Origin of the sequence: Bradyrhizobium stylosanthis (genome assembly GCF_001641335.1) — a bacterium.
GTDB lineage: Bacteria > Pseudomonadota > Alphaproteobacteria > Rhizobiales > Xanthobacteraceae > Bradyrhizobium > Bradyrhizobium stylosanthis.
The window spans coordinates 1,305,813-1,320,697 of record NZ_LVEM01000002.1 but is presented as its reverse complement, the minus strand read 5'-3'; the positions used below and the strand labels follow the sequence as shown (position 1 = coordinate 1,320,697).

15 protein-coding genes are annotated in these 14,885 nt (G+C 65.3%); 4 read left to right on the top strand and 11 right to left on the bottom strand.

Features of this window, described 5'->3' with window-relative positions; genetic code table 11:
- Nucleotides 1-117: 117 nt before the first annotated feature.
- The 4 genes from A7X65_RS18120 to A7X65_RS18105 form a co-directional block, all read right to left on the bottom strand.
- On the bottom strand, nt 118-1,779 hold the full coding sequence (locus A7X65_RS18120; RefSeq protein ID WP_063687059.1) for a thiamine pyrophosphate-binding protein: 1,662 nt from the start codon (nt 1,777-1,779) through the stop codon (nt 118-120).
- Between the two features lie 266 nt (nt 1,780-2,045).
- Complete coding sequence (locus tag A7X65_RS18115; RefSeq protein WP_063687057.1) at nt 2,046-2,549, bottom strand: GFA family protein; 504 nt, start codon at nt 2,547-2,549, stop codon at nt 2,046-2,048.
- Nucleotides 2,550-2,717: 168 nt separating this feature from the next.
- On the bottom strand, nt 2,718-3,833 hold the full coding sequence (locus A7X65_RS18110; protein ID WP_063687055.1) for an alkene reductase: 1,116 nt from the start codon (nt 3,831-3,833) through the stop codon (nt 2,718-2,720).
- A 118-nt stretch (nt 3,834-3,951) separates the two neighbouring features.
- Complete coding sequence (locus A7X65_RS18105) at nt 3,952-5,448, bottom strand: aldehyde dehydrogenase family protein (protein WP_063687053.1); 1,497 nt, start codon at nt 5,446-5,448, stop codon at nt 3,952-3,954.
- Nucleotides 5,449-5,630: 182 nt separating this feature from the next.
- Between A7X65_RS18105 and A7X65_RS18100 the strand changes: the two genes are divergently transcribed.
- A complete protein-coding gene (locus tag A7X65_RS18100; protein ID WP_063687051.1) occupies nt 5,631-6,476 on the top strand; it encodes an SDR family NAD(P)-dependent oxidoreductase in 846 nt (281 codons plus the stop codon).
- 168 nt (nt 6,477-6,644) lie between these two features.
- Here A7X65_RS18100 and A7X65_RS18095 read toward each other — a convergent pair whose 3' ends face one another.
- The 6 genes from A7X65_RS18095 to A7X65_RS18070 all read right to left on the bottom strand — a co-directional run bounded on the left by A7X65_RS18095 (nt 6,645) and on the right by A7X65_RS18070 (nt 10,900).
- On the bottom strand, nt 6,645-6,851 hold the full coding sequence (locus A7X65_RS18095; protein ID WP_063687049.1) for a hypothetical protein: 207 nt from the start codon (nt 6,849-6,851) through the stop codon (nt 6,645-6,647).
- 188 nt (nt 6,852-7,039) lie between these two features.
- Nucleotides 7,040-7,453 carry a Rieske (2Fe-2S) protein gene (locus A7X65_RS18090; protein WP_063687047.1) on the bottom strand — a complete coding sequence of 138 codons (414 nt, stop codon included), beginning with the start codon at nt 7,451-7,453 and terminating at the stop codon, nt 7,040-7,042.
- Between the two features lie 21 nt (nt 7,454-7,474).
- Nucleotides 7,475-8,587: an amidohydrolase family protein gene (locus A7X65_RS18085; RefSeq protein ID WP_063687791.1), complete on the bottom strand. Its 1,113-nt coding sequence runs from the start codon at nt 8,585-8,587 to the stop codon at nt 7,475-7,477.
- A 14-nt stretch (nt 8,588-8,601) separates the two neighbouring features.
- Nucleotides 8,602-9,663: an amidohydrolase family protein gene (locus A7X65_RS18080; protein WP_063687045.1), complete on the bottom strand. Its 1,062-nt coding sequence runs from the start codon at nt 9,661-9,663 to the stop codon at nt 8,602-8,604.
- 226 nt (nt 9,664-9,889) lie between these two features.
- Nucleotides 9,890-10,165, bottom strand: a complete 276-nt coding sequence (locus tag A7X65_RS18075; protein ID WP_063687043.1) for a YiaA/YiaB family inner membrane protein — start codon at nt 10,163-10,165, stop codon at nt 9,890-9,892.
- Nucleotides 10,166-10,204: 39 nt separating this feature from the next.
- The gene (locus A7X65_RS18070; protein WP_063687041.1) at nt 10,205-10,900 is read right to left on the bottom strand and encodes a PspA/IM30 family protein; all 696 of its coding nucleotides are present in this window, start codon (nt 10,898-10,900) and stop codon (nt 10,205-10,207) included.
- Between the two features lie 103 nt (nt 10,901-11,003).
- On the opposite strand from A7X65_RS18070, the gene A7X65_RS18065 reads away from it, so the two are divergent.
- Together A7X65_RS18065 and hydA are read left to right on the top strand one after the other, a co-directional pair.
- Nucleotides 11,004-11,612 carry a TetR/AcrR family transcriptional regulator gene (locus A7X65_RS18065; RefSeq protein WP_082884973.1) on the top strand — a complete coding sequence of 203 codons (609 nt, stop codon included), beginning with the start codon at nt 11,004-11,006 and terminating at the stop codon, nt 11,610-11,612.
- A 95-nt stretch (nt 11,613-11,707) separates the two neighbouring features.
- Complete coding sequence (hydA, locus tag A7X65_RS18060; RefSeq protein ID WP_063687037.1) at nt 11,708-13,162, top strand: dihydropyrimidinase; 1,455 nt, start codon at nt 11,708-11,710, stop codon at nt 13,160-13,162.
- Between the two features lie 3 nt (nt 13,163-13,165).
- Here the strand turns inward: hydA and A7X65_RS18055 are convergent, their stop codons facing one another.
- Nucleotides 13,166-13,843, bottom strand: a complete 678-nt coding sequence (locus tag A7X65_RS18055) for a peroxiredoxin-like family protein (RefSeq protein ID WP_063687789.1) — start codon at nt 13,841-13,843, stop codon at nt 13,166-13,168.
- A 98-nt stretch (nt 13,844-13,941) separates the two neighbouring features.
- Here A7X65_RS18055 and A7X65_RS18050 point away from each other — a divergent pair, with 98 nt between their 5' ends.
- Nucleotides 13,942-14,847: a LysR family transcriptional regulator gene (locus A7X65_RS18050; protein WP_063687035.1), complete on the top strand. Its 906-nt coding sequence runs from the start codon at nt 13,942-13,944 to the stop codon at nt 14,845-14,847.
- Nucleotides 14,848-14,885 lie beyond the last annotated feature (38 nt).

Below are 14,885 nucleotides of genomic sequence, written 5' to 3'. Positions count from 1 at the left end.
TTGCGGCCTCCTCATCGTCATTGCGAGCGCAGCGAAGCAATCCAGAATCCCTCAGCGCTAACAGTCTGGATCGCTTCGTCGCGACGCTCCTCGCAATGACGACGGGGCCAGCCCGCCCTACACCTTCCCGTCCACCATCACCTCGATCAGCTTCGTGCCCGGCCGATTGAACGCCGACGCCAGCGTCGCCTTCAGTTCGCGGGGGTCGCTGATCTTGATCGCCTCGCAGCCGAGCGCTTTCGCAACACCGGCGAAATCCACGGGCGGATCGGCAAAGTCCATGCCGACGTAATTGTCGTCGCCATGGAAGGCGAGCAGGCGCTGCTTGATGATCCGGTAGCCGCCATTGTTGGCGATGACGACGTTGAGCGGCAGCTTGTGATGCGCCGCGGTCCACAGCGACTGGATCGAATACATCGCGCTGCCGTCGCCGGAGAAACACACCACGGGGCGATCCGGATTGGCGATGCTGGCGCCGACCGAGGCCGGCAGGCCCCAGCCGATGCCGCCGGAGGCGAGGCCGTGATAGCCGTAGCGGTCGCGATGCGGACGCAAGCTCGTGACCTGCCGGCTGGAGGTGAGGCCTTCGTCGACGAGGATGGCGTTATCAGGCATCGCCTCGACCATCTGCAGCACCAGGAAATCCGGATCGATGGGGCTGCGGCCGGCGCTCTTGCCGATCTGCTCGACCAGCGCAGCCCGCCGCGCGGTCCAGTTCTTCGGCGCAAGCTCGGCGAGACGCTGCTTTGCGCGGCTCGCAAGTGCCGCGCCGCCCGTCTCCTTCAGCACGGGGATCAGCGCGCGCAGCGTTTCCTTCAGATCCGCCTTCAGCGCAATCTCGGCGCCGTAGTTCTTGGCGATCTCCCAATCGACGAGGCCGATCTGCACGATGCCGAGGCCGTCGGGCAGTGCATCGACCTCGCTATAGACCGACATCCGCAGGGGATCGCCGCCGAGCGCGACCAGGAGGTCGTGGGGCGCAAGCGTATCGCGCGCGACCTTTTGCACGCGCGCGAGCGTGCCGACGAAGCTCGGACTCTCCGACAGGAAGTGCGAGCCGTAAGGCGTCGAAGATTGATAGGCGGCGGCGCCGAGCAGCTCGGCCAGTTCCGCGGCCTCCTTCAGCGCGTCGCTCTTGACCACCTCGTCCATGGTGACGATGACCGGACGCTCGGCCTTGAGCAGGCGCGCGGCAAACGCCTTCAGCGCCTCATCCGACGGCTTCGTGCGCGCGTCGATGCGGGTGGAGCGGCCGAGATCGATGCCGGCCTCGCTGTTGAGGATGTCGCCGGGCAGCGAGATGAAGACCGGCCCGGTCGGCGGCGTCATCGCGACCTTGGCGGCGCGGCGCACGATGCGCGGCAGATCCTCGAGCCGCGTTACCTCGACCGCCCATTTCACCAGCGGCTCGGCCATGCGCACCAGGGGGCCATAGAGCACCGGCTCCATCAGGCCGTGGCCCTGCTCCTGCTGGCCCGCGGTCAAGATCATCGGCGTGCCCGTGAACTGGGCATTGTAGAGCGAGCCCATGGCGTTGCCCAGGCCGGGCGCGACATGGACGTTGCAGGCGACCAGCTTGCCGGAGGCGCGGCTGTAGCCGTCGGCAATCGCGACCACCAGGCTCTCCTGCATCGCCATCACATAGGTCAGGTCGGGATGGTCCTTCAGCGCATGCATGATCGGCAGCTCGGTGGTGCCGGGATTGCCGAACAGGTGCGTGATGCCCTCGTCCTTGAGCAGCGCGAGAAAGGCGGAGCGGCCGGTGATCTTGTTCTTCATGTTTCCTCCAGGGAGCGGACGTTGCCGCAAGGACGGACACATGATGGACGAAGTATTGGGAGCCGCGCAAGGAAGCGCGGTCATGGCTGCGTTGCGTATGACGGTCTCGTGTCCCGGACGCGACGCAGCGCGTTAGCGGTGCGGCGCAGAGCCGGGACCCGGATTCGCAGCCAGCGATGCCGAAGCATGGGCCCCGGCTCAGCAGCGCACCACCGAAGAGGTGCTGCGCTGCGTCCGGGGCACGGGAGTGGAGTGCGCGGCTCGCGCTACATCTCCTCGCGCCCCAGTTCGAACGGATCTTCACCACCTGCGCGCTTCTTCTTTTTCGAGCGCTGCCAGACCACGCCCGGAAACCCCTTCAGCGGCACCAGCGGCTCGCCGGTATAGGCCCATTCCTGCAGCTCCTCGATGGCGATGTGGTAGAGCGGCTGGCGGCCGGTGCGCTCTCTAAACAAGGCACGCGGGATGTTGACCATGTGCGGCCCGCGCGGGCGCTCATAGGCGATCGGTGTGCCGCATTGCGAGCAGAAGCTGCGTGTGGTTTTCGTCGCCTTGTCTTCAAAGCGGGTGAGTGCGGCTTTGCCGGAAGTGATGCGAAAGCGTTTCTTCCAGCTTCCGATATAGGTGGCGTAAGCCGCGCCGTGAGCGCGCCGGCTGGCGGCGGAGTGGTCATGCCAGGCCCAGCGTGCGGGAACGTCGATCTCGAAGGTGACCTTGCCGCAGAGGCACTGGCCGGTGGCGATACCTGCGGCGACTGCGGCTTTGGCCATTGTCTCTCTCCGTCGTCATTGCGAGCAGGACAATACACAATCGTCATTCCGGGGCGCGACGAAGTCGCGAGCCCGGAATCCATCGGGCGGCAAGCCAGGACGTGAAATGGATTCCGGGCTCGACGCGTTGCGTCGCCCCGGAATGACGCGGATAAACCTACGCCGGCGTCAGCTCACATGCTCCGGGTAATCCGTGTACCCCTTCTCCTCGCCGCCGTAGAACGTCGCGCGGTTGTACGGGGTGATCGGGTAATCCTGCTCCAGGCGCCGCGGCAGATCGGGGTTGGAGATGAAGATGCGGCCGAACGCGATGATGTCGGCATGCCCGTCCGCGATCGCGGCGTTCGCGGTCTCGCCGGTGAAGCCGCCGGCAGTCATCAGCACGCCGCTGTAGTGCGGGCGGAACAGCACCATCGCCGAGGGCACGTTCTCCCAATGGACGTCGGCACGGCCGGCGCCGGAGGAGCGCGGCTCGATGAAGTGCAGATAGGCAAGCCCGAGCTTGTCGAGCGCCTTCACCACGTGGGTGTAGAGCGGCATCGGATCGGGCTCGCCGGAATCATTGGCGATGCCGTGGGGCGACAGCCGCACGGCGACGCGGTTGGCGCCCCAGACGTCGATCGCGGCCTGCGTGACCTCGAGCAGAAGGCGCGCGCGGTTTTCGATCGAGCCGCCATATTGATCGGTGCGCTGGTTGCTGCGCGACTGCAGGAACTGCTCGAGCAGATAGCCATTGGCGCCGTGGATCTCGACGCCGTCGAAGCCGGCGGCGAGCGCGTTCTTCGCGCCCTGCCGGAAGGCCTCGACGATGCCCTTGACCTCTTCGGTCTCGAGCGCACGCGGCGTCTCGTAGTCCGAGATCTTGCCGTCGGCGGTCATCGCCTTCATGCCTTCGGCCTTGATCGCAATCGCCGAGGCCGACACCGGCAGCGCACCGCCATGGAAGGAGGAATGCGAGACGCGGCCGACATGCCAGAGCTGGAGGAAGATGATGCCGCCCTTGGCGTGCACGGCATCGACCACCTTGCGCCAGCCGGCGATCTGCGCCTCCGAATAGATGCCGGGGGTCGCCGGGTTGCCGCGGCCGTGCGAGAGCACCGGCGAGGCCTCGGCGATCAGCAGGCCGCCCTTCGTGGCGCGCTGGCCGTAATATTCGGCGTTGAGCGGGCGCGGCGAAAAGCTCTCGCGCTCGGCGCGCATGCGCGTCAGCGGCGCCATCGCGACGCGATGCGCGAGCTTGTACGGACCGACCTGCAACGGTTTGAACAACGCCTCGAATTTCATGGAGTCCCCGGATGTCTACGAAAGGATGCGGATCATATAGCGAGGGGCGGCCGCCGGGAAAGGCGCCGCCCCCACAAAAGCAGATATTCCCTGCCGCGGAACGCGGAAGAGAGCAGGCCTAGGCCGTCTTGATCCAGACGGCCTTCACGTTGAGATATTCCTCGACATGCTGCTTGCCGGATTCGCGGCCGTAGCCGCTCATCTTGTAGCCGCCGAACGGCACGGCCGGGTCCATCGCCTGGTAGCAATTCACCCAGACCGAGCCGGCACGCAGGCTCTTGGCCACCGCATGCGCCTTGGTGACGTCGCGCGTCCACAGGCCGGAGCCGAGGCCGAAGGTGGTGTTGTTGGCGCGCTTGACCAGCTCGCCCATGTCCTTGAACGCGATCGCGGAGATGACGGGACCGAAGATCTCCTCCTGCGCGATGCGCATGTTGTCCTGGACACCCGCGAACACGGTGGGCGACACGAAGAAGCCCTTCGACAATGCGCCTTCGGTGACGCGACCGCCGCCGGCGAGCGCGCGCGCACCCTCCCTCTGGCCGATGTCGAGATAGCCGGTGACGCGCTCGAGCTGCTGCTCGGAGACCAGCGGGCCGATCTGCACGTTGGGATCGAGGCCGTTGCCGACCTGCAGCTTCTTGCCGAATTCGGCGACACGGCCGACGAACTCCTCGTAGATCGCCTGCTCGACGAACAGCCGCGTGCCGGCGCTGCAGATCTGGCCCGAGTTGGCGAACACCGCCATGGCGGCACCCGGCACGGCCGCATCGAGATCGGCATCCGCGAACACGATGTCCGGCGACTTGCCGCCAAGCTCGAGCGAGACGCGCTTGAGGTTACCGGCCGAGGCCCGGATGATCGACTGGCCCGTCACATGCGAGCCGGTGAAGGCGACCTTGTCGACATCGTGATGCGAGGCAAGCGCGGCACCCGCGGTCTCGCCATAGCCGGGCACGACGTTGACGACGCCGGGCGGAATGCCGGCTTCCATCGCCAGCTCGGCGATGCGGAGCGAGGTCAGCGGCGCCTCCTCCGCGGGCTTGAGCACCACGGTGCAGCCGGTCGCGATCGCAGGGCCGATCTTCCAGATCGTCGCGGTGAGCGGGCCGTTCCACGGGATGATGGCGCCGACGACGCCGATCGGCTCCTTCAAAGTGTAGGAGAAGATTTCGCCCGGCAGCGAGTTCTCGATGGTCTCGCCATGGATCGCGGTGGTCTGGCCGGCGTAATAGCGCAGCATGCCGACGGCGCGCAGGCGATAGGCGCGGGTGCGGCTGAGCGGCGCACCCATGTCGAGCGTGTCGAGCTGCGACAATTCGTCGAAGTTCTTCTCGACGAGGTCGGCGAGCCTGAGCAGCAGATTCTGCCGCTCGAACGGCTTGACCTTGCTCCACGGACCTTCGAAGGCGCGGCGGGCGGCGGCGACCGCACGGTCGATGTCTTCCTTGTCGCCCTCGGCGACGGTCGCCAGCAGCTCGCCGGTTGCGGGATTGCGGCTCTCGAAGCGCTTGCCGGAGGCCGCGTCCACCCACTTCCCGTCGATCAGCATCTGCTTGTAGGACCCGTTGGCGAACGGGTGGCGCGTGATTGGAATAGCCTGCGACACAGCCATGGCTGCACTCCCTGTCAGGTCGTTGTTTGGGTTCGATCTCGGTGGGACCGTTAGGCTTGGAAGAATACAGCGGTGCCGGAGGGGCGTAAAGGCGGCGCGGAACGAAGACCTCCCATGCCGACTTGTGCAGGGTCGCGCCAGTGCCATGTTATATGGGATTGAGCCTCTCCCGGAGATCACCCATGCCGCATCCCGCCATCGTGAAAGACAATGTTGCCGTGATCACCGGTGGCGCATCCGGCATCGGATTTGCCGCCGCCATGGCCTTCGCACGTGCGGGCCTGAAGGTGTGCATCGCCGATGTCGACGAAGCACGACTGGCGGAAGCTGCAACAAAACTGTCATCCGTCGCGCCTGCTACACATGTGATGACGTTCGCCGCCGATGTCAGCCGTGCCGAGAGCGTGAGGGAACTCGAACGCGCCGTGGGCGCGCATTTCGGCGGCACCGACGTTCTCATGAACAATGCCGGCATCCAGCCCGGCAGCACGCTGTTCGGCGAGCCCGATCATTGGCAGCGCATTATCGGCGTCAACATGTGGGGCATCATCAACGGCTCCCGCATCTTCGCGCCGAGCATGATCGCGCGTGGCAAGGCCGGCCTCATCATCAACACCGGCTCCAAGCAGGGCATCACCACCCCGCCCGGCGATCCCGCCTACAATGTCTCCAAGGCCGGCGTGAAGGCGTTCACCGAGGCGCTCCAGCACGAGCTGCGCAACACGACGGGTTGTCACGTCACCGCGCACCTCCTGATCCCCGGCTTCGTCTTCACCGGCCTCACCGCGAAGGGCCGCACCGAAAAGCCGGCCGGTGCCTGGACGCCGGAGCAGACGGTGGATTTCATGCTGGCGCGGCTGGAGGCCGGCGATTTCTACATCCTGTGCCCGGACAATGACGTGCCGCGCGCACTCGACGAGAAGCGCATGCTGTGGGCGGCCGGAGACATCGTCGAGAACCGGCCGCCGCTGTCGCGCTGGCATCCCGATTACGCGGACGCGTTCGCGAAGTTCGTGAAGGGAGAGTGACTGTCTTCCTTCTCCCCTTGTGGGAGAAGGTGGCGCGCGAAGCGCGCCGGATGAGGGGTATCCATCCCCGAATATAATTGTCAGCGAGACTCGCGGAGAGAGACCCCTCACCCGTCTCGCCGCTACGCGGCGAGCCACCCTCTCCCACAAGGGGAGAGGGTAAGAGCCCTACAGCGTCTCTTGCTTGTGCCCGCAATTCTTGCAGGCGAACTTGACGCGGGACTGGCCTTTTTCCGCCTGCACCCGGTTCGGCGCGCCGCACTTGCCGCAGATCGCCTCGATGCGGGTGGTGCCCTGCTTCACGACGACGGTCTTCTTTTCCATGGATTCGCGGATCAGGCGCTCGGCCTCTTCACGCAGGGATTGTTTCGACAAAGCTCGTCTCCGCCTCTGAAAGCGCGAGAGCCATATCGCACCTCGGGTGGAATCTCAATGTGAGATAAAAGGCTCCACACTATCAACACGTCATTCCGGGATGGTCCGAAGGACCAGACCTCTGGTGCGCAGTTGCGCACCATAGTTCATTCGCTCACGCGAATGCCCCGGAATGACGGTGTGTGACTTCACACCTCAACGATCACATAGCTGTCTTCGACATGCACCGGAAACGTCTCGGCCACATACGGACCCTTCTGCAATTCCTCGCCCCGTTCCACCGCGACCGGATAGGACCGGATCTTGACGCGATTCGGATCGAACCAGGACTGGCCGTTGCGCATGTCGAACTCCCAGCCGTGCCAGGGACAGCGCAGCATCTCGCCGACGCGCGAGCGCTGGTAGACACCCGGCTCGGGCGAGGTCAGCCGCGCCACGCAGGCGGCCTTCTCCAGCGGCGCGCCTTCATGGGGGCAGCGGTTCAACAGCGCGAAGAACTCGCCATTGACGTGGAATACGACGATGTCGCGCCCGGCGACAGCGACAACCTTGTTGCCGCCCGGCGGGATCTCGGTCGTGCGCGCGACGATGTGACGGGCCATGTCTCTTCAGAAAGCCTCTGCTCAGAACTTGTAGACCGCGCGGGCATTGGTGCTGAAGATCTTCTTCCGCTCGGCCTCGGTCAGCGGCGTCTTGAAGGCGAAGCGCGGATCGTCGAAGTCCCAGTGCGGATAGTCCGACGAGAACAAGAGACGGTCGATCCCGACCCATTCGATCAGCGCACGCAGATGCCGCGCCTCGTCGGGCTCGTCGATCGGCTGGGTCGTGAACCAGAAGCTTTCACGGACATATTCCGACGGCTTGCGTTTCAGATGCGGCACTTCGCTACGGAAACGTTCAAAGTGCTGGTCCATGCGCCATACCGCCGAGGGAATCCAGCCGAAGCCGCCCTCGATGAAGACGATCTTCAGCTTGGGAAACCGCTCCGGCACGCCTTCGATGACGAGGCTCGCAAGCTGCGCCGCGATCGTGTGCGCGTTGGACTGGTGCTCCTCGACATAATAAGACGGCCAGCCGCCGCCGGTCGGCGCATGGCCACCATAGCCGCCGACGTGAATGCCGAGCGGCAGATCGAGCGCCTGCGCGCGTTCGTAGATCGGCCAGTAGCGGCGCCGGCCGAGCGGCTCGTTGGCGCGCGGCGAGACGTTGATCTGGATGTATTCGCCCACCTTGGCGCAACGCTCGATCTCGGCAATCGCAAGGTCCACGCCGTCCTGCCCGACCAGGATCGAGGCCTTCAGGCGCGGATCCCTATGCGACCAGAACGCCAGCTGCCAGTCGTTGATGGCGCGCTGGATCGCCGCACCGAATTCCAGATTCTGCTGCGAGAAGATGAAGAGGTCGAGCACCTGCAAAATGCCGAACTCGACGTCGAGCGGGTCGAGATGCTGCTTCTGCATGAAGGCGAGATCGGAGCCCGGCACCCCGCCGGTAGGCGGCCATGCGTCACGCCGCGCGATCAGCGGCGAGGAGCGCGGATAAGGTGTGGTGAAGAGATAGGGCGTGCGCAGATGGCTGCCATATTCCTTCAAATGCTGCTGCCAGCGCTTCGGCAGGAACTCGTTGAGATCGTCGGTCGATCTCAGGCTCGGATGCACGTCGCAATCGACGATGCGCAGCCTTGATGCGGCAGGCTTCTCGTCGCCACTCAACGGACGGTCGATGACCTCACTCATGCGAACCTCCAAAGTCAGTTGATCGACAGCCGCGGAAACGTCTCCAGCGGATTGTCGACGCACATCTTGTCGATGATGCTCTTCGGCAGGTTCGGCGGGATCGGATCGTCGCCGTCGAACTGCCAGTGCGGATAGTCGGACGCGAACAGGAACATCTTTTCCGAGCCGATCTGGTCGATGATCTCCTCGACGCTTTTGGCGTCAGCGGGCGCATCGAACGGCTGCATGGTCACGCGAAAGTTGTCGCGGATGATCGCGGCCGGCTCGCGCTCGACCCAGGGCACCTCGACGCGCACGCCGCGCCAGGTCTTGTTGGCGCGCCACATGAAGGCCGGCAGCCAGCTCACGCCGGATTCCATCAGCACGACCTTGAGGTTCGGGAACTTGCCGAACACGCCCTCATAGATCAGGCTCAGGATCTGTGCCTGAAACGCCTGCGCCTCGACGAAGTAATATTCGTAGCGGTGCGACGGCCAGCCGGCCGAGCTCGGCGCCTGCCGGTATTGCGTGCCGGCATGGATCGCGAGCGGCAGCTTGTATTTTTCCGCGAGCTGGTAGACCGGCCAGAAATGCCGCCGTCCCAGCAGCGTCTCCCCCTGCGCCAGAACCAGGATGGAGACGAAGCGGTGATCGCCGGCGCGACGTTCGATCTCCTCGATCGCGAGATCCGGCGCCTGCATCGGTACCACGATGGAGGCGCGCAGACGCGGATCGCGCGACAGCCATTCGGCGGCGATCCAGTCGTTGATGGCCTTGCAGAAGTCGGCCGCCATATAGGCATCGAACACGGCTTGCGCGCCGTAGAGCACGTTGAGGATGGCGTGGCTCGCCCCCAGCTGGTCGAACGCGCCCTTCTGCACCATGGCGAGATCGGAGCCGGCCCTGGCGCCATTGGCCGGCCGCCAGTCGGCGCGGCCGGTGAGCGGCATGCTCGGCGGATAAGAGGTGAGATCGAGCCCGTCGATGGCGCGGCTCACCACCTGCTCTTTCCAATGATCGCTGAGATAGGGGAGCAGCGTCGTGCGCGTCCCACCAACCGCCGGATGGATGTCGCAATCGATCCGCGTCGCCGCCATGGAGCTTCCTCGCCGAGATCTTGTAGGCGCGTCTTTATTGGCGACGTTCTTCGCGCCGCTTGCGCAGAGTGCTCCGGCCGCCGCCGCTGCGCAAGGCCGCACGCCCGCGCGATCCGTCATGGCTCGGTTGCATTTCGCAGGCGCGATATGCGCGTCGAACGCGGTGGATGCTCCCGCACCCACCGCGTCGATGTTGCAAGCCGTCACTCAGGCGAGCGTTCTCGCCTCAAGCCGCCTTGGACACCTCCATCAGCAGCCGCTCGGCCTTGGCATCCTCGATGCGGTTCACCAGCCGGCTGCTCTCGTGATTGTCGCGCACCGTCTTGGTGAGGGTGATGCAAGTCTGGATCATCATCACGATGCCCATGGTGAGATAGCCCTTCATCCACATATCGATCGGCAGGAAGAAGATGCCGATGGCGACGAGGAACGCGGAGGCTGCGAAAGACACGTAGGTGAAGGTGACCCAGGCGCTGCTATGGGGCTGCCCGTTCTGATTCATGATCGTCTCCTGTTGGTTCGAATAAGGATGGAACTGAGATCAGGCCGTCTGCGTGCGCCTGGACTTCAGCCGCGCCAGCACATCGTCCGCAGTGGTCTTGAGCCGAGGGCCGAAGCCCTGCTCGGCCAGTCTCTCGGCGGTGGCGAGCGGTCCGGTCGCCGCATCGAGCTCGACCAGCGCGTCGTCGGTAGCCTGGGCTTCCATCTGGCGCTCGCGCAGACGCTTCAGGGTGTTCTCGGCTTCCGGCAGCGTGGATTCGTAAGGGCGTGCCGCCTCGATGCCGCTGCGGCGGAGCGAGCGCACGGCTTCCGACGCGCGGGCGAGGCGCCGGCCGCGATCGAGCTCGGTGATGCGGGCTTGCGCCGTCGCGACATGGCGCTTCAGCCTGGCGATCTCTGTCGCGAACAGCGCGCGTGCCGTCATCGCCGCATCACGATCGGCTTCGAGACCCGCGATGGCTTCGGCGGCTTCCTTGGCGAGATCCTCGCGGCCGCCATCGAGCGCGGCAACCGCGCGGGTCTCGAGATCGGCGATGCGGGCATTAGTCGTCTCGAGCTTGCGGCCTTCCTGCTGGTCCTGCGCGATTGCCAGCGCCAGCGTCCGTTTGCTGCGCTCCACCGCGGCGGCGGCATCGCGCATCTGCTGATCGAGGATCAGCAGGGCCGTACGGTCCTCCAGCTCCTCGCCTGCGGCGGCCACGCTGCCGCGGAAAAGCGTCACGACGGTCTTGAACATCTGCAGCTCCCTGTTTTATGAGCAATGCTCACAAATGCTTTGTAGCAGGAAACTTGAACATCGTTCAATATATTTTTGAACAACGCTCAAAATTTAATGCGCGATGACTAAGGCCTTGGAACGTCGAGCGAAACTTCGGGCGGACCTGATCCAGGCGGCCGAGCGGATGATCGCTGAGCGGGGCTTGCCGGGCCTGAAAACCCGCGATTTGGCCCGTGAGATCGGCTGCGCCAATGGCGCGGTCTACAATCTCGTCGCCGACGTGGACGAACTCGTGCTGCGGGTCGGTTCGCGCACGCTGCATCGCCTCGACCAAGCGCTCAGCGCGGCGGAAAGCGCGGGCGACCCATCGCCACCGGAGACGCTGGTCCGCATCGCCATTGCCTATTGCGATTTCGCCGCGGACAACCTCGAGCTCTGGCGCGCGCTGTTCGAGCACCGCATGGCGGCCGACAAGGTCCTTCCCGATTGGTCCGTCAACGACCAGCTGCAGTTGTTCCGTCACATCCATCATCCGCTGGCGCAGCTGTTGCCCGGGCGCAGCCAGGAGCAGCTCGGCATCACCGCACGCAGCCTGTTCTCCGCCGTGCACGGCATGGTGGCGCTCGGGCTGGAGCAGAGGCTGGTCGCAGTGCCGCTGCCGGCACTGCGCAAGGAGATCGCGAGCCTCGTCCGCGCGATGATCGACGGGCTGGCCGCGCGCGCGGCGTGAAAGGGATCGGCGGCGGCTGACTAAAATTTCGCCTGTCGCATCGCAAGGCGTGCGCTTAGCCTTCGGCCGTCCCTCACCTCTCCCCGGAGCCTCTCATGCCCCTCCTCATCCGCGGCGGCACCGTCGTCAATCACGATCATTCGCGCCGCGCGCACGTGCTGATCGACGGTGAGACCATCGTGGCGGTGGGCCCGTCGATCGAGGCGCCCACGGGTACCGAGATCGTCGATGCCGGCGGCGCCTATGTCATCCCCGGCGGGATCGATCCGCACACCCATCTCGAAATGCCGTTCATGGGCACGGTCACCGCCGACGATTTCGAGTCGGGAACCAAGGCGGCGCTCACCGGCGGCACCACCATGGTGGTGGATTTCTGCCTGCCCGATCCCGGCCAATCCATGCTCGCGGCCTATCAGGAATGGCGGCACAAATCCGAGAAGGCGGCGAGCGACTACGGCTTCCACATGGCGGTGACGTCGTGGTCGAAGCAGATCCATGACGAGATGGAGACCGTGGTCAGAACCTACGGCATCAACACCTTCAAGCATTTCATGGCCTACAAGGGCGCGCTGATGGTGAACGACGACGAGCTCTACAACTCGTTCGCGCGCTGCGCCCATCTCGGCGCGATGCCTGTTGTCCATGCCGAGAACGGCGACGTCGTCGCACTGATGCAGGAGGCGCTGATCGCGCGCGGCGTTACCGGCCCCGAGGGCCATGCCTATTCACGGCCGCCGGAGGTCGAGGGCGAAGCCACCAACCGCGCCATCATGATCGCGGACATGACCGGCACGCCGGTCTATATCGTGCACGCCAGCTGCCGCGAGGCGCATGAGGCGATCGCGCGGGCGCGCGCGGCGGGAAAGCGCGTCTATGGCGAGCCGCTGATCCAGCATCTGCTGCTCGACGAGAGCGAGTACCAGAACAAGGACTGGGATCATTCCGCGCAGCGCGTGATGTCGCCGCCGTTCCGTGACAAGTCGCACCAGGACAGTCTCTGGGCCGGCCTGCAATCCGGCTCGCTGCAGGTCGTCGCCACCGACCATTGTGCCTTCACGACCGAGCAAAAGCGGTTCGGGCTCGGCGATTTCAGGAAAATCCCGAACGGCACTGGCGGGCTCGAAGATCGGCTGGCGCTGCTCTGGACCGCGGGCGTCGCCACGGGGCGGCTGACCAAGGAAGAGTTCGTCGCGGTGACCTCGGCGAACATCGCCCGCATTCTCAACATCTATCCACGCAAGGGAGCCGTGGCCGTCGGCTCTGATGCCGACGTCGTGGTGTGGGATCCCAAGTCGACCAAGACCATCAGCGCCAAGCGGCAGATGAGCCGGATCGACTATAATGTGTTCGAGGGCTTTTCCTGCACGGGCGGACCGGCAGCGACGTTGTCGCGCGGCCGCCTCGTCTGGAAGCAGGGCGATTTGCGCGCCGAGGCCGGCGACGGCCGCTACGTCGAACGTCCCGCCTTCTCGCCGGTGCATGTGGCGAACTCGACCTGGAAGGAGCTGACCGCCCCGCGCGCGGTTGCACGCGGAGCGGTGACGCCGTAGCGCTCAGGCCGCCTTGCCCGCACGCAGCCGGTCCAGCACCGGCAGCAGCTCGGACGGATCGGGGCGATGCGTGTAGTCGGGGTTCACTTCAGCGTAGGCGATGACGCCGTCGCGGCCGATCACGTAGCGTGCCGGCATCGGCAGCACCCAGGACGGATCGTCGTTGAAAACAGGCAGATCGTTCTTGAAGGACTTGTAGAGCGCCACGAGGTCGGCAGGCAGTGCGAAGCGGATGCCGAAGGCGTCGGCGACCTCGCTCCTGACATCGCTGAGGATCGGGAACGACAGCTTGTTGTCGCGCTCGGACTTGCGGCTGTTCGGCGCGGTCTGCGGCGAGATCGCAATGAGGCTGGCGCCGCGTGCGGCGATCTCCGGCAGGGTGTCCTGAAGCGCCTGGAGCTCAAGGTTGCAGTACGGGCACCAGACGCCGCGATAGAACGATACGACCAGCGGTCCCTTCGCCAGCAGGTCGCGCGAGGCGACGGGCTTGCCATCGGGGTCGTTCAGGATGAAGTCGGGCGCAAGGTCGCCGGCCTTCTTCGCGCGCTGCGCCTGTCCGCTCGCGATCAGCTCGGCGGTGGCGCGGTGCATGGTGTCGAGCGCCTCCCTGGTCGGCTTGAGCGGGAAACGTCCGCCTTCGAAATCGGCTTTGAAGGCATCGAGCTTGTCTTGCAGGGCCATTGCGAAACTCCATTGGTTGCTGTTGGCCCGCCTGATCTGGATCATCCGGAAATGAAGGGGTATATGGTCCATACGGACAAGATTTATTTGAAATTCAAATGAGTGACCGTCTGCAGGAATTGGCCGTTTTCGTTCGAGCGGCGGAGAGCGGAAGCTTTTCGAAGGCCGCGCGCGAGCTCGGCCTGTCGCAGCCCTCGGTGTCGCGCATCATCGGCGAATTGGAGACCCGGCTTGGCGTCAAGCTGCTGCTGCGGACCACGCGCCGCATCACCGTGACCGATGCCGGCGCGCTGTTCCTGACCCGCGCACGTGAAGTGCTGGCCGATATCGAGGATGCCGAGGACGCCGCGCGCGGCATCGACTCCCTGCGCGGCACCATTCGCATCACGATGCCCGTCATGTACGGGGCCCGAAACATCATCCCGCGCCTGCCGAAATTCCTCGCGGCGCATCCCTTGCTGCGCGTCGAGCTGTCCGTGGCCGACGAACGGCAGGATCTCGTGGCCGAGGGTACGGATGTCGCCATTCGGCTCGGCGCGCTGACTGATTCCGGATTCGGTGCGAGAAGTCTCGGGTCGGTGCCGCGCCTGGTGGTGGCATCACCATCCTATCTCGCCGCGCGCGGCACGCCGAAGACACCGACGGACCTCGCGTCGCATGATTGCATCTTCGGCCCCGGTCAGTCCGGCCTCGCCAGTTGGTCCTTTACCCGCAACGGAGCCGAAACCTCCGTCGACATCCGCGGTCGCATCTCGACCGATTCCGGTCCCGGCGTATTCGCTTGCGTGCTGGCGGGATTGGGCATTGCGATCACATCGCCGATCATGGCCGGCCCTGAGATCAAGGCCGGGACGCTTGTTCCGCTGCTCAGAGGCTACAAGCTCCCACCGCTCGAGGTGCATGCCGTGTTTCCGAGCGGACGACGCCCTTCGCCCAAGGTGCGCGCCCTGGTCGACTATCTCGCCGCGGAGTTCGCCAGATCTCCACATGATGCGACGCCGTGAAGCGCGGCTGATGGCATGGGCCTTGCCTCTTTATGGTG